The organism is Neobacillus sp. NPDC058068, assembly GCF_042885335.1.
Classification (GTDB): Bacteria; Bacillota; Bacilli; order Bacillales; family Cytobacillaceae; genus Neobacillus.
This window is the reverse complement of the sequence record NZ_JBHVSI010000004.1, coordinates 276120-291439: the sequence shown is the minus strand read 5'-3', so window position 1 is coordinate 291439 and position 15320 is coordinate 276120. Positions and strand designations below refer to the sequence as shown.

The 15320-nt window shown below is 42.7% G+C and carries 15 protein-coding genes and 1 tRNA gene; 15 read left to right on the top strand and 1 reads right to left on the bottom strand.

What is annotated here, in order from left to right:
• Positions 1-64 precede the first annotated feature (64 nt).
• From ACFVSW_RS07265 to ACFVSW_RS07235, 7 genes are all read left to right on the top strand, one after another.
• The gene (locus tag ACFVSW_RS07265; protein ID WP_387314029.1) at positions 65-1561 is read left to right on the top strand and encodes a tetratricopeptide repeat protein; all 1497 of its coding nucleotides are present in this window, start codon (positions 65-67) and stop codon (positions 1559-1561) included.
• 141 nt (positions 1562-1702) lie between these two features.
• The gene (gene trxB / locus ACFVSW_RS07260) at positions 1703-2653 is read left to right on the top strand and encodes a thioredoxin-disulfide reductase (RefSeq protein ID WP_387314027.1); all 951 of its coding nucleotides are present in this window, start codon (positions 1703-1705) and stop codon (positions 2651-2653) included.
• A gap of 279 nt (positions 2654-2932) precedes the next feature.
• A complete protein-coding gene (locus ACFVSW_RS07255) occupies positions 2933-3391 on the top strand; it encodes an 8-oxo-dGTP diphosphatase (RefSeq protein WP_387314130.1) in 459 nt (152 codons plus the stop codon).
• Between the two features lie 21 nt (positions 3392-3412).
• Entirely contained in the window at positions 3413-4306 is an 894-nt protein-coding gene (gene rapZ, locus ACFVSW_RS07250) for an RNase adapter RapZ (RefSeq protein ID WP_387314025.1), read from the top strand.
• Positions 4303-5289, top strand: a complete 987-nt coding sequence (locus ACFVSW_RS07245; protein WP_387314022.1) for a gluconeogenesis factor YvcK family protein — start codon at positions 4303-4305, stop codon at positions 5287-5289. The genes rapZ and ACFVSW_RS07245 overlap by 4 nt, the downstream gene beginning before the upstream one ends.
• A gap of 47 nt (positions 5290-5336) precedes the next feature.
• A complete protein-coding gene (gene whiA, locus ACFVSW_RS07240) occupies positions 5337-6287 on the top strand; it encodes a DNA-binding protein WhiA (protein WP_387314020.1) in 951 nt (316 codons plus the stop codon).
• Positions 6288-6402: 115 nt separating this feature from the next.
• Positions 6403-6660: an HPr family phosphocarrier protein gene (locus ACFVSW_RS07235; protein ID WP_024029099.1), complete on the top strand. Its 258-nt coding sequence runs from the start codon at positions 6403-6405 to the stop codon at positions 6658-6660.
• Positions 6661-6758: 98 nt separating this feature from the next.
• On the opposite strand, the gene clpP is transcribed toward ACFVSW_RS07235, so the two are convergent.
• The gene (clpP, locus tag ACFVSW_RS07230) at positions 6759-7361 is read right to left on the bottom strand and encodes an ATP-dependent Clp endopeptidase proteolytic subunit ClpP (RefSeq protein ID WP_387314018.1); all 603 of its coding nucleotides are present in this window, start codon (positions 7359-7361) and stop codon (positions 6759-6761) included.
• A gap of 206 nt (positions 7362-7567) precedes the next feature.
• Between clpP and ACFVSW_RS07225 the strand changes: the two genes are divergently transcribed.
• The 8 genes from ACFVSW_RS07225 to gpmI all read left to right on the top strand — a co-directional run bounded on the left by ACFVSW_RS07225 (position 7568) and on the right by gpmI (position 15281).
• A tRNA-Arg gene (locus tag ACFVSW_RS07225) sits at positions 7568-7639 on the top strand.
• 246 nt (positions 7640-7885) lie between these two features.
• Positions 7886-9208 carry an RNA polymerase factor sigma-54 gene (gene rpoN / locus ACFVSW_RS07220; protein ID WP_387314016.1) on the top strand — a complete coding sequence of 441 codons (1323 nt, stop codon included), beginning with the start codon at positions 7886-7888 and terminating at the stop codon, positions 9206-9208.
• Between the two features lie 17 nt (positions 9209-9225).
• Positions 9226-9483: a glutaredoxin family protein gene (locus ACFVSW_RS07215; RefSeq protein ID WP_387314014.1), complete on the top strand. Its 258-nt coding sequence runs from the start codon at positions 9226-9228 to the stop codon at positions 9481-9483.
• A 132-nt stretch (positions 9484-9615) separates the two neighbouring features.
• Positions 9616-10638: a sugar-binding transcriptional regulator gene (locus tag ACFVSW_RS07210; protein WP_387314012.1), complete on the top strand. Its 1023-nt coding sequence runs from the start codon at positions 9616-9618 to the stop codon at positions 10636-10638.
• A gap of 51 nt (positions 10639-10689) precedes the next feature.
• On the top strand, positions 10690-11697 hold the full coding sequence (gene gap / locus ACFVSW_RS07205; RefSeq protein WP_387314010.1) for a type I glyceraldehyde-3-phosphate dehydrogenase: 1008 nt from the start codon (positions 10690-10692) through the stop codon (positions 11695-11697).
• Between the two features lie 90 nt (positions 11698-11787).
• On the top strand, positions 11788-12972 hold the full coding sequence (locus ACFVSW_RS07200; protein WP_387314007.1) for a phosphoglycerate kinase: 1185 nt from the start codon (positions 11788-11790) through the stop codon (positions 12970-12972).
• Between the two features lie 22 nt (positions 12973-12994).
• The gene (gene tpiA / locus ACFVSW_RS07195; protein ID WP_387314006.1) at positions 12995-13756 is read left to right on the top strand and encodes a triose-phosphate isomerase; all 762 of its coding nucleotides are present in this window, start codon (positions 12995-12997) and stop codon (positions 13754-13756) included.
• Positions 13749-15281 carry a 2,3-bisphosphoglycerate-independent phosphoglycerate mutase gene (gene gpmI, locus ACFVSW_RS07190; RefSeq protein WP_387314004.1) on the top strand — a complete coding sequence of 511 codons (1533 nt, stop codon included), beginning with the start codon at positions 13749-13751 and terminating at the stop codon, positions 15279-15281. Before tpiA ends, gpmI begins: the two co-directional genes overlap by 8 nt.
• Positions 15282-15320: the final 39 nt, after the last annotated feature.

Genomic DNA, 15320 nt, shown 5'->3' with positions numbered 1-15320 from the left:
CTTCTCGAACAACCGCCAAATATGGTATAATACATAAGTTATGATGAAAAATGTGGAGGACTTCATGGGAAAAGACGCAAAAGCAAGAATTCAAAAGGGAAAATTACTTTCATTTATTCCTACGGGCGAATATTATTTCACGAAGGGTTTAAAGGCATACCATCGACGTGATTTTATCAAAGCAAAAAAATATCTTGGGCGGGCGATGCAGCTCGAGCCTGGTGAACCGATGATTACATGCCAGCTGGCCATTGTATCAACAGAACTTGGCGAGTTTGAAAATTCCAACCGGCTCTTGCATCAAATCCTTGAAGAACTAGACTCTGAAATGGTCGAGTGCCATTACTTTTTAGCTAATAATTATGCCCATATAGGATTTTTTAAAGATGCTTATCACCATGCAAAGCTTTATTTACAATTAGAACCGGATGGTGATTTTTCAGAAGATACAGAGGAACTGATTGAACTGCTTACGTTTGAAGCAGATGGTCTTGAGGATGAGCTGTTCCTGGAGCAGGAGGATTTGATTTTCAAACAAGAACAGGCTCGTGAACTCCTAGAATCGGGCTATTTTCCAAAGGCGATTGAGCTGTTAAAAGAGGTCGTCAAGGAATACCCGGAATACTGGTCGGCGTACAATAACTTAGCGCTAGCCTATTTTTATTTAGGTAAAACGGAAAAAGCGGAATCGATCTTACAGGATGTGCTCGAGCGTAATCCTGGGAATCTGCATGCGCTCTGTAACAAACTTATATTTGCCCATTATCAGGGGCAGACAAAGAATGTCACAACCATGCTGCAATCATTGAAAAAAATTCAGCCGCTCCTTATTGAGCATCAATTTAAGCTTGGTACCAGCTTTGCTTTGGTCGGGGAGTATGAGCTTGGTTATTTATGGTTGAAAAAATTATATAAAAATGGCTTTGATGGTGATGGTCCGTTTTATTACTGGCTTTCCTATTCAGCCTATTTCACCGGCTATGAAAATTTTGCACAAAACATCTGGAAAAAGATGCTTATGATTTATCCTGATAAAGAAGGCATGGAACCATGGAATGCCGAAAAGGCGCCGATAAATGGTTTGGAAGACCAATCGGGATCAATTTTTCAAAAGCTTGAAAGTGACTATGTCGAAGAGCGCTTATTTGCCCTTTTCCTAACCGCTATTTCAAGTAATAAAGAGGAAATCATTACCTCGAAGCGGCTGTTTCAAAATCAGAAATTCACCAGCCTGGAAAAAGAATATATTTCGTTAATAAGGTCGGGAAAACCATCGATGACTTCCGACGCACAGGAAATTGCCGAGCTTTTTTATGAAAACTTTCAGCCAATTGGCACCATCGAATCTGGCTTGTACTTGATGTGGTTCTCGTTGTATGTCGAAGTTTCAAAGGCTAACATTTCCTTGAAAAATAAACGAGCCTGGGCGGGAGCGGTAGAATATATGTGGCACAAACTGCGCAGCGAAAAGGTATCTCAGCAGGAGGTAGCCGAACGCTACGGGCTATCAACCGCCACCATCGGCAAATATGTAAAAATCGTGAATGACTATTTAAATTGAGCAGATTTTTGGACTATAATTCAATTGTTTAATACGATTAAGTAGGGAAAGATATACTTAATCGTATTTTTTTATAATATTATGTCTAGCTGCAGCGCCTGACTAGGCGCTTCCGCTTTTCAATTGAGGAGTGAACCAACCATGACTGAAGAAAAAATTTATGATGTCATTATTGCCGGGGCAGGTCCTGCAGGGATGACAGCTGCTGTATATACATCACGCGCGAACCTTTCTACATTGATGATTGAGCGCGGCATGCCGGGCGGGCAAATGGCCAATACCGAGGATGTTGAGAACTATCCGGGCTTTGAGAGTATTTTAGGTCCTGATTTATCAACGAAGATGTTTGAGCATGCCAAGAAATTTGGGGCTGAATATGCGTACGGCGATATTAAGGAAATCATTGACCATGGCGACTACAAACTCATTACCGCTGGGTCTAAACAATATAAAGCGCGCTCTGTAATCATTTCAACCGGTGCTGAATATAAGAAAATTGGCGTTCCTGGTGAAAAAGAACTTGGCGGCCGCGGTGTTTCTTATTGCGCCGTTTGTGATGGCGCTTTCTTTAAAAATAAAGAACTTTACGTCATTGGCGGCGGCGACTCTGCCGTTGAGGAAGGCGTTTACCTAACCCGTTTCGCGTCCAAAGTCACCATCGTTCACCGCCGCGATCAGCTGCGTGCGCAAAAAATCCTTCAAGACCGTGCCTTTGCAAACGAAAAGGTCGATTTTATTTGGAATCACACGATTAAGTCGATTAATGATAAAAATGGCAAAGTGGGCAGCGTGACCTTGGTGTCGACGCAAACTGGTGAAGAGCAGGAACTGCCGGCAGATGGTGTATTCGTTTATATCGGAATGCTGCCGCTCTCGAAACCATTTGTCAGTCTTGGCATTACGAATGAAAATGGTTATATTGAAACAAATGAACGGATGGAAACGAAGGTTCCGGGTATTTTCGCTGCTGGAGATATTCGTGAAAAGACGCTCCGCCAGATCGTCACCGCGACTGGAGATGGCAGTATAGCCGCGCAAACTGCCCAGCATTTTGTCGAAGAGCTTAAAGAAGAGATGAAATTGAAGAAATAAGGCTGCAGAGTAAATGTAAAGTTAGATTTACGAAAAAGTAATTCTGTTTTAATTTTCCTGTAACAATAGTGAAATATAGTTAGGGTATGATTAAATAAATTGACCCCCTTTAAAATAAATACCTTTTAAGCGCACAAGCCCAGCAGCTTGTGCCATTTTTTTTGGCCAGCTTAGGTAAAAAAATATCAACTTTGTATTCATTGTGGCTGTTTCCTAAAAATAGTATAATGAAAAGAATAAAATAAACTGTTACAATAGGTTATTTAGAGGGTGAAAACAATGCAGCGGGTCACCAATTGTGTTTTGATAAGAAATAATCAAATATTGTTACTTCAGAAACCGCGCCGGGGCTGGTGGGTGGCGCCGGGAGGAAAAATGGAACCGGGCGAATCGGTAAGGGATTCCTGCATCAGAGAATACCGTGAAGAAACGGGCATCTATTTAAAAAATCCACAATTAAAAGGGATTTTTACAATGATTATGAAGGAAAGTGATGAGCTTCTGTCCGAATGGATGATGTTTACATTTATGGCAGCGGATTCAGATGGCATTGATTTAGTCGAATCTGAAGAGGGGAAGCTGGCGTGGCATCCGATAGACCAGGTGAAGGCTCTGCCGATGGCTGCCGGTGATTATCATATCATCGATTACATGATTCATGGAAAGGGCATCATTTACGGTACTTTTACTTATACAAAAGATTTTCAACTAATCAGCTATCGATTAGATCCAAGTTAATATATTTAGGGGGATTTAAAAATGAGTACCGGTTCGATTAGCGATACCCAGATGGTGATTATTACCGGAATGTCAGGTGCAGGAAAAACGGTGGCGATTCAAAGCTTTGAAGATTTAGGGTTCTTCTGTGTCGATAATTTGCCGCCGACGCTGCTCCAGAAATTTCTTGAACTTATGAAGGAATCAGGGAATAAAATGAATAAGGTTGCCCTCGTAATGGACCTAAGGGGCAGAGAGTTTTTTGACCATTTATTCAAAGCATTGGATGAGCTCGACGAAACATCGTGGGTGAAGCCGCAGATTTTATTTCTAGATGCGGATGATTCGACATTAGTTCGCAGATATAAGGAAACTAGGCGGTCGCATCCGCTGGCCAAGTCAGGCTTACCTCTTGAGGGCATCTCGCTTGAGCGCGAACTTCTGGAAGAATTAAAAGGCCGGGCTCAATTAATTTACAATACTTCTCAGATGAAACCGCGTGAACTGCGCGAAAAGATATTAACGGAATTTACGGCAAATAAACAACTAATCTTTACTGTCAATGTCATGTCGTTTGGATTTAAGCATGGGCTTCCCATCGATGCAGACCTCGTATTTGATGTGCGCTTCCTGCCAAATCCGCATTATATTGAACATATGCGTCCAAAAACAGGCTTGGATGAAGAGGTCGCAAGCTACGTGTTAAAATGGAACGAAACGCAAAAGTTTTTGGAAAAAGTAACGGACCTGCTTAGCTTCATGCTTCCGCATTATAAGCGGGAAGGAAAGGCACAGCTGGTGATTGCGATTGGCTGTACCGGCGGGCAGCATCGTTCAGTTGCCCTTGCTGAGTATTTAGGCCGATTTTTTGAAAATGATTATAAGACATGCGTTTCCCACCGTGACATTGAGAGGAGAAAGGATAAAACAACATGAGAGAGATCGGACAGCCGCGGATTGTCGTCATTGGCGGAGGAACAGGTTTACCGGTTTTATTGCGAGGCTTAAAACAATTTCCTGTGGATATTACCGCCATTGTGACCGTCGCGGATGACGGCGGCAGTTCAGGACGCTTGCGCGAGGACCTGCATATTCCTCCTCCCGGTGACATACGCAATGTATTAGCATCATTGTCAGATGTTGAACCACTGGTTGAGGAAATGTTTCAACATCGGTTTAAAACCTCAAATGAACTTTCCGGACATTCGCTGGGAAATTTAATCTTGGCGGCAATGACATCGATTACCGGCAATTTCGTTCATGCCATTCAAGAGATGAGCAAAATCTTGAATGTCCACGGCAAAGTGCTCCCGGCTGCGAACCAAAGCGTGGTTCTGCATGCGGAGATGGAGGACGGGGCAATTGTTTCCGGGGAATCAAAGATTCCGTATTCAGGGAAAAAAATTAAACGAGTGTATTTAACTTCTAAAAGTGCAATCCGCCCATTGCCGGAGACGATTCAAGCGATTCGCCAGGCTGATTTAATTATTATTGGACCGGGAAGTTTGTATACGAGTATCCTGCCAAATTTGCTTGTCCCGCGATTAGGGGATGAGGTTTGCCGTTCCAATGCGAAAAAGGTGTATATTTGTAATCTCATGACACAGGCAGGGGAAACGCACGGCTATACGGCGAGCGATCATGTCAAGGCCTTATATAGCCATATGAGCTGCGCCTTTGTCGATACGGTCCTTGTCAATAATGAAGAAATTCCCCAGGATGTGCAGCTGCGCTATAATGAAGAGCTGGCTGACCCGGTACAGTACGATTTACCACAGCTATTTGAGCTGGGGCTTGAGGTGGTCCATGCGGATATTGCCTATCAGGAAAATGGCGCACTCCGGCATGATCCGAAAAAAGTAGCGAATATTTTATATAATTTGCTCGTAGATGAAACCAAAAAGCGATATGAAGCGTAGATAGTAACAGGCAATTTATTAATGTCTTTATATTAAGGGGTGAGGGGATGTCTTTCGCTTCGGAAACGAAAAAAGAATTAACTAACCTGGAAGTGAAAACGTGCTGCATTCAATCAGAGCTGTCGGCTTTGATCCGTATGAACGGTTCCCTTTCCTTTTCAAACCGTAAGTTAGTTGTTGATATTCAAACCGAAAATGCCGCGATTGCGAGAAGAATTTATACATTATTGAAAAAGAGTTACCAAGTGCAGGTAGAATTGCTTGTTCGTAAAAAAATGCGCCTGAAGAAAAACAATGTCTACATTGTTCGTTTATCCCAGCAGGCCAAGGAAATTCTTGAGGATACGAAAATTATTGGAGATGGCTTCACCATCATTCACGAAATTTCGCCGGAGCTTGTAAAAAAGAAGTGTTGTAAGCGTTCTTACTTGCGCGGTGCATTTTTAGCTGGAGGCTCTGTCAATAATCCGGAAACGTCCTCCTATCACTTGGAAATCGCTTCGCTCTATAAAGATCATAATGACTCTTTATGCGAATTAATGAATACATTTGGACTGAATAGTAAAACGCTTGAGCGCAAAAAAGGCTTTATTACCTATTTAAAGGAAGCAGAGAAAATTACCGAGTTTTTAAATATTGTCGGAGCCCATAACGCACTGCTCCGCTTTGAGGACGTTCGAATCGTCAGAGATATGCGAAACTCAGTGAATCGCCTGGTAAACTGTGAAACCGCAAACCTCAATAAAACAATCGGTGCTTCCATCCGCCAGGTAGAGAATATCCGTTTGATTGATACGACGGTTGGCTTGCAAATTTTACCGGATAAACTGAGAGAAATTGCGGAACTCCGGTTGAAATTTCCGGATGTAACCCTAAAGGAACTAGGTGAAATGGTTTCCGGCGGTTCCATTAGTAAATCGGGAATTAATCATCGTCTGCGGAAAATTGATGAGATTGCCGAGAAGCTCCGGGGGGGCGAAATAGCTTCGAGGAAGTAAACTGCTCTGAAGAATCCCGAAGATTGCCCGCTTTGGGGCTGAGTGATTTTAAGTTTGTGAAATAATGAATTTGTTATCATAATATAGGATTAAAAACATAAGGAGGAATTAGATAATGTTGGCAAAACAAGTAGAAGTTAAATTAAGAACAGGTCTGCAAGCAAGACCGGCAGCACTATTTGTTCAGGAGGCAAACCGCTTTTCAGCGGATATTTTTCTAGAGAAAGATGGCAAAAAAGTAAATGCAAAAAGTATCATGGGATTAATGAGCCTGGCAGTTGGCTCAGGAATCGTGATTAATATTATCGCAGACGGCGACGACGAAGAAAAAGCCATCAACGCATTAACAGATTTTATTCAAAAGGATAATTAATTAGGAAAGGGTTCAGCCTGTTTTAGGGGTTGAATCCTTTTTTAATGAATGAAAGCAAAAAAAAGCAACCGGTTCAATGCCGGTTGCCTAATGTTCGATTATTTCTCTTTTTTATCAAGTGTGTTGCGGGTAATGATGCTGTCAATCAAGCCATATTCTTTTGCTCTTTCAGCAGTCATGAAATTATCACGGTCAGTATCTCTTTGAATGATTTCAAGCGGCTGGCCAGTGCGCTCTGCTAAAATTCCATTTAATTTTTCACGAAGGAAAAGAATCCGTTTAGCAGCAATTTCAATTTCGGTTGCTTGACCTTGAGCACCTCCAAGTGGCTGGTGAATCATGACCTCAGCATTTGGAAGGGCAAAACGCTTGCCTTTTTCCCCGGCTGCAAGTAAGAAAGCGCCCATGGAAGCGGCCATTCCGATACAAACTGTTGATACACTTGATTTGATATACTGCATGGTATCGTAAATCGCCATTCCGGCAGTAATGCTTCCGCCAGGGCTATTAATGTAAAGTGTAATATCTTTTTCAGGATTTTCCGCTTCTAAAAATAATAATTGTGCTACAATGCTATTAGCAACATTGTCATCAATAGCGCTGCCAAGCATAATGATCCGGTCCTTAAGTAGGCGGGAATAAATGTCATAAGCACGTTCACCGCGGTTTGTTTGTTCGATAACTGTAGGAATCAAATTCATATTTCTTCCTCCTCCTGAGTGTGAAAGTTTAAAATAATATGTATAGTAATCATACACTGATGGTCAATAAAGGTCAAACAATTCAACTTTTAAATGTTCGACAACTTTCCCTACATCAGCATAACCAATCTAGCATAATTTAAAACCTAATATTTGCTTGCAATATTAATGGAACTAGCATATAATATGTAAGTCGCAACAATTTAGCGCTCGTGGTGCAACGGATAGCACGTAAGATTCCGGTTCTTAAAATGGGGGTTCGATTCCCTCCGAGCGCGTTATGAAGGCCTCCTGTTTTTTTTGTAAACAGGGGGTTTTTATTTTTTAAAAATAATTTTATTTCCATAAAATGTCTAATTGGCGATAACTCCTAAAAAAGTAGCCAAAACTAATCAAAAAGTAGCCATAACCTCTAAAAAAGTAGCCAAAACCTAAAAACCTTTCCCCCATTTCCCCTCAAAAAATATTTTCCATACACGAAATCCTTTCTTTCATGTAAAATAGGAACATAAGGGGGGATTGGCATGAACTTAAAGGCAGGGTTATGGCAGCAGCAGACATTAAAGTTAGCAATGACGCAGGAGTTGTCGCAGGCGATTGCCTTATTGCAGTACTCGACCCAGGAGCTTGCTGAATTTTTAGAAAATAAAGCACTGGAAAATCCCCTTATGCAGATTGAAAATGGGAATGTTCAGCCAATGAATCCTCTAATGGACCGAAATCGCCGGAAGCATCAAAAGTCAGAAAAGGACTGGATTGAGCAGCTTGCTGATAAGCCATTTTCACTTGAAGAACATCTAATCTCACAACTAAATATAGCAAACCTAACTGCGGAGCAATTAAGAGTCATCCGCCGCCTTATTGATAATCTCGATGAAAACGGTTACTTTGCGGGTGACCTTGAAGAAATAGCAGCAACCTTACGGGTATCAGAGGAATCAGTTGAAGATGGATTTGCCGTGATTCAAACGCTTGAACCAGCGGGAATCGGGGCAAGAGACCTTCAAGAATGCCTGTTGATGCAAATCTATTATCAAAATCCTACTAACGAACTTGCACAAACGATTATTTCAAATTATTTTGTTCCGTTTGCCGAAAAGAAATGGAAGCAAATTGCTAAGGAGCTCCAGGTATCTCTTAAAGAAATTCAAGATGTTTTTGATGAAGTCCAACTTCTAGACCCAAAGCCGGGGGCCATGTTACAGAAAGAAATCACGACATTCATTATTCCCGATGCGATTGTAGAACAATCTACTGAAGGGCTGACGGTACGGATGTTTGATGATGCCATGCCAAGAATTAGTCTTAATGAGTCCTATTATAAAAAATTCAAGGACCAGGACCAACAAGTCAGCCGGTTTATCCAGGATAAGCTTCAGGATTATCAATGGATTGTCAAAAGTATTGAACAACGAAAAGAAACCTTAACAAGGGTGGTAGCCAAAATCGTCGAAAAACAGACGTCGTTTTTTCAAAAGGGCGCACGCCATTTAGTGCCGATGACGATGAAGGAAGTCGCCGCCGAGCTTGAGGTTCATGAATCAACTGTCAGCCGCGCAGTCCGGGAAAAATATGTGCAGACACCAAACGGGACCTTCACGTTAAAATCATTTTTCACGAGTACCATCCAAACAGTCGCAGCCGATGAAAATACCTCATCGACACAGGTGAAAAATGCGATTAGCCATTTAATAAACGAAGAGAATAAGGAAAAGCCGTTTTCCGATCAAGAAATTGTCGATCAATTGAAGGAGACAAACGGAATCGTAGTCTCAAGGCGAACCATCGCCAAGTACCGCGATCAGCTGGGAATCCCCTCCTCTTCGAAACGGAAAAGGTTTAATTGAAAGGAATAGACAGAACGATGACACAAACGACCATCACATTATATACACGAAATCGCTGCCCTTTATGCGATAAAGCAAAAGCTACTCTCCTTGAGCTAAAAGAGAATTGGGAATTCACCTTCGAGGAAGTCGATATTGAAACAAATGATGACTTAACCGAGCGATATGGACTGATGATTCCGGTAGTTCATTTGGACGGGGAAGAAGTCGGATTCGGCTTTGTAGACAAATTTGACATAAGTAACCGTTTACAAGAAAAAAAGCCAATCAAATGAGTTGAAATAGGGATTCACTCCTGCTAGAATAAAAATCATAGCAGGGGTGATTTTTTTTAGTGTAGGTGGGACACAATATGTCTATGGTGGACATTTTTTGACCAACTACATAGAATTAAGGAGCATGCTCTCATGCAATCATTTATCGATATCCAAAAAAGATTATTACCCGACCTACTTATCGTCCTGCAAAAAAGATATTCTATCCTCCGATACATTGGATTTATGCAGCCGGTAGGAAGAAGAAGTTTAGCAGTCAGCCTCGGGCTTACCGAAAGAATCCTGCGCAGTGAAGTAGACTTCCTAAAAGAGCAAAATCTTATTTACGCAAACAGCGTGGGAATGAGTTTAACTTCGGAAGGAAAAAATTTACTCGAGGATTTAGAAGGTTTAATGCGCGAATTAAAGGGTATTGACGTGATGGAATTAGAATTAAAGCACCGGCTTGGCATCAAGGGTGTCATCATTGTTCCTGGCGACAGCGACGAGTCACCATTGGTCAAGGGCGAGCTTGGCAAAGCAAGTGCCGCCTGCATGAAAAAGCTTTTAACAGGGGAAAATATTATCGCTGTTACTGGCGGTTCAACGATGGCTGCTATCGCAGAAAGATTAACTCCTGAGCTTACCCGGAAGAAATTGCTTTTTGTTCCGGCTCGGGGCGGAGTTGGTGAGGATGTCGCAAATCAAGCGAACACGATATGCTCGAATATGGCAAAAAACACCGATTCTAAACATCGTGTTTTCTATGTTCCTGATCAGGTTAGTTCAGAAATTTATCAATCCCTCATCAAAGAGCCAGAGATTCATGAGGTTTTAGAGCTAATTAAATCCGCAAGCATGGTACTTCATGGGATTGGGGATGCTATCACAATGGCTGAGCGGCGAAAAACGACTCCCGAGATTCAGCAAAAGCTCGAAACCGGGAATGCCGTCGGCGAGGCGTTTGGTTATTATTTTAATGAAGAAGGCGAGATTGTCCATAAGGTATTAACGATTGGACTTCAGCGCGAAGACCTTGCTACGATTCCGAATGTCATTGCGGTGGCAGGCGGATCCTCAAAGGCAAAGGCAATTAAAGCATACTTAAAACAAGCACCGGCAGCGACGATTTTAATAACTGATGAAGGTGCGGCAAAAAGGTTATTAAAAGGGTAAATCCTTTTTAAGAAAAATATATTTCTACCCATTATAAGGAGGAATTTTATCATGACAGTAAAAGTTGGTATTAACGGATTTGGACGTATTGGTCGTAACGTATTTCGTGCGGCTTTAAACAATAGCAATGTGGAAATCGTGGCAATTAACGACTTAACAGATGCAAACATGCTTGCACACCTTTTAAAATATGATACTGTTCACGGTACTTTAGCTGAAGACGTAACCGTTGACGGCGAATACCTAGTAGTTGGCGGACACAAAGTAAAAGTTATCGCTGAACGCGATCCTGCACAACTTGGCTGGGGTGAGCTTGGCGTAGAAGTAGTGGTTGAATCAACTGGTCGCTTTACAAAACGTGAAGATGCAGCGAAACACCTTGAGGCAGGAGCAAAAAAGGTAATCATCTCTGCACCGGCAAACAACGAAGATATCACAATCGTTATGGGTGTTAACGAAGATAAATATGATGCAAACAACCACCATGTATTATCAAACGCATCTTGTACAACAAACTGCTTAGCACCATTTGCGAAAGTATTAAATGATACATTCGGCATCAAGCGCGGTATGATGACTACTGTTCACTCATACACAAATGACCAGCAAATCCTTGACTTGCCGCACAAAGACTATCGTCGTGCCCGTGCTGCAGCTGAGAACATAATTCCAACTTCAACGGGAGCAGCGAAGGCAGTTTCTCTTGTATTACCAGAACTTAAAGGTAAATTAAACGGAATGGCAATGCGTGTTCCAACTCCAAACGTTTCTGTTGTGGACCTAGTTGCAGAACTTGATAAAGACGTTACAGCTGAAGAAATTAATGTAGCATTAAAAGCAGCTGCCGAAGGCCCATTAAAAGGCATCCTAGAATACAGTGAACTTCCATTAGTATCTAGCGATTACAATGGCAGTACTGCTTCTTCAACAATCGATGCATTATCAACAATGGTTCTTGAAGGCAACATGGTAAAAGTACTTTCTTGGTATGATAACGAAGTTGGTTACTCTAACCGCGTTGTTGACCTAGTTGATTACATCGCATCAAAAGGACTATAAAAAGCTTTAGGTTTTCCAAAGGGGAGCGGGGAGTTGATGCCCCCTTCCCTTTTTTACGTAAATAAATGCCACTTTAAGGAGGTCCTTTACATGAATAAGAAAACACTTAAAGATATCGATGTGAAAGGGAAACGCGTATTTTGCCGGGTAGATTTCAACGTACCAATGCAAGATGGAAAAATAACCGACGAAACGCGGATTCGTGCCGCGCTGCCAACGATTCAGTACTTAATGGAACAAGGTGCAAAGGTAATTCTCGCAAGCCATTTTGGCCGTCCAAAAGGAAAAGTGGTCGAAGAAATGCGCTTAACACCGGTTGGCGTAAGATTAACTGAACTTCTCGGTAAAGATGTGAAAAAAGCAGATGAAGCATACGGTGATTCTGTGAAAGCATTGATTGAGACGATGCAAGAAGGCGACGTGCTTTTATTAGAAAACGTCCGCTTCTATCCTGGTGAGGAAAAGAATGATCCTGAGTTAGCAAAGGCTTTTGCTGAACTTGCTGATGTATATGTGAACGACGCATTTGGGGCTGCCCACCGCGCACATGCATCAACAGAAGGCATAGCCCATAACCTGCCAGCAGTTTCCGGCTTCTTAATGGAAAAAGAACTGGATGTCCTAGGTAAGGCTCTTTCCAATCCTGAGCGTCCGTTTACAGCGATTATCGGCGGTGCCAAGGTAAAGGACAAAATCGGTGTTATTGAAAATTTGTTAGAACTAGTTGATAACTTAATTATTGGCGGCGGACTAGCTTATACATTTGTGAAAGCACAAGGACACGAAATCGGCAAATCCCTGCTTGAAGCAGACAAGATTGATCTTGCCAAATCCTTCATGGAAAAAGCAAAGGCGAAAGGCGTTAATTTTTACATGCCGGTAGACGCGGTTGTTGCGGACGATTTCTCAGCTGACGCTAACACTAAAGTGGTTGCAATTGAAGAAATTCCGGCTGATTGGGAAGCACTAGATATCGGACCAAAAACAGCTGAAATTTATCGCGATGTCATTCAAAAATCCAAATTGGTAATCTGGAATGGACCAATGGGTGTATTTGAAATCGATAAATTTGCCGGCGGTACAAAAGCAGTTGCCGGAGCGCTTGCTGAAGCACAAGGTACATACTCAGTTATTGGCGGCGGTGACTCAGCAGCAGCGGTCGAGAAATTTGGCTTAGCAGAGAAAATGAGTCATATTTCCACAGGCGGCGGTGCTTCCCTTGAGTTTATGGAAGGCAAAGCATTGCCAGGAGTCGTCGCATTGAACGATAAATAAGGAAAAGAAGGGATGTGCCACCATGCGTAAACCTATTATTGCAGGGAACTGGAAGATGAACAAAACCCTTTCTGAAGCAAAAAGCTTTGCAGAGGAAGTCAAAGGACTAGTTCCTGCCGAAGACAAAATCGAATCTGTGATCTGTGCACCGGCATTATTTTTACAAAGTCTTGTAGAAGCAGCACAAGGGACTGATGTGAAAATTGGTGCACAAAACATGCACTTTGAAGAATCAGGAGCGTTTACAGGCGAAATCAGCCCGAAAGCACTCGCTGACCTCGGCGTACAATATGTCATCATCGGTCACTCAGAACGCCGCGAAATGTTCAATGAAACCGATGAATCAGTAAACAAAAAGACGCTTGCCGCGTTCGAATACAATTTAAGTCCTATCGTTTGCTGTGGCGAAACCCTAGAGCAGCGTGAAAATGGCGAAACGAATCATTTCGTTGGCGGCCAAGTTGAAAAAGCGTTAGCGGGATTAACCGATGAGCAAGTAAAACAAACAGTGATTGCCTATGAACCAATCTGGGCGATTGGTACAGGAAAATCATCAACATCTAAGGATGCGAATGATGTCTGTGCCCATATCCGCCAGGTAGTAGCGAAACAATTTTCCCAAGATGTTGCTGATTCCGTTCGAATTCAATACGGCGGCAGCGTGAAACCGGAAAATATTAAAGAATATATGGCACAATCAGATATTGATGGGGCATTAGTGGGCGGAGCAAGCCTTGAGCCGCAATCATTTTTACAACTACTGGAGGCAGGAAGCTATGAGTAAATCTCCAGTTGCTCTCATCATCCTTGACGGCTTCGGCTGCAGGGGCGAGACAAAAGGAAATGCGGTTGCACAGTCAAAGAAACCAAACTTTGACCGTCTTTGGAATACGTATCCTCATTCCCATTTAACCGCATCTGGTGAGGCAGTCGGCCTTCCGGAAGGGCAGATGGGTAACTCGGAGGTTGGGCATTTGAACATCGGTGCCGGCCGGATTGTCTACCAAAGCTTAACGCGCGTAAACATTGCGATTCGCGAAGGCGAATTTGAAAAAAATGAAACCTTTACCGGTGCGATGGAACATGTAAAGAAAAATGGCACTGCCCTTCATTTATTCGGCCTGCTTTCAGACGGCGGCGTTCACAGCCATATTCAACATATGTTTGCTTTGTTGAAGCTCGCTAAAGAAGAGGGCGTGGAAAAGGTTTACGTTCACGCATTCCTTGACGGCCGTGACGTCGGTCCGAAAACAGCAGCCAAATATATTCAGCAAACGCTGGATAAAATGGAGGAGTACGGTGTCGGCGAATTCGCCACCGTCTCTGGACGCTATTACTCGATGGACCGTGACAAGCGCTGGGAACGCGTCGAGAAATCATACCGTTCGATGGTTTATGGCGAAGGTCCAGCTTACAGCAATCCATTAGAGGTTGTTGAGGACTCTTATTCACATGGAATCTTTGATGAGTTCGTCATCCCATCTGTGATTACAAAAGAGGACGGTCAGCCGGTCGCAACCATCCAAGATAACGATGCCGTTATTTTTTATAACTTCCGTCCGGACCGGGCAATCCAGATTTCCAATACGTTCACAAACGAAGACTTCCGCGCTTTTGACCGTGGACCAAAGCATCCAAAGGATTTATACTTTGTCTGTCTAACACACTTTAGTGAATCAGTAAACGGGTATGTTGCCTTTAAACCATCGAATTTGGATAACACCTTAGGTGAGGTGCTGTCGCAAAATGGACTGAAGCAATTAAGAATTGCTGAAACAGAGAAATATCCGCACGTCACTTTCTTTATGAGCGGCGGCCGTGAGGAAAAATTCCCTGGCGAAGAGCGGATATTAATTAACTCGCCAAAGGTAGCGACCTATGACCTTCAGCCGGAAATGAGCGCCTATGAAGTAACAGATGCTTTATTGAAGGAAATTCAAGATGATAAAGTTGACGCCATCATTTTAAATTTTGCCAACCCGGACATGGTCGGCCATTCAGGCATGCTTGAGCCAACGATTAAGGCCATCGAAACAGTCGACGAATGCCTAGGGAAAGTTATTGATTTAATCCTTGAAAAAGGCGGTTCAGCCATCATCACTGCTGACCACGGAAATGCTGACGAAGTGATAACATTAGAAGGCGAGCCAATGACCGCACACACGACCAACCCTGTACCGGTGATTGTCACGAAGCAAGGGATTGAACTGCGTGACGGCGGTATCCTTGGTGATTTAGCGCCAACCATGTTAGACTTATTAAAGCTGGATCAGCCGGCTGAAATGACGGGAAAATCATTGATAAAATAAAAGCTGAAAACTAATTGAAAAACTTAATTTTAAGGAGAG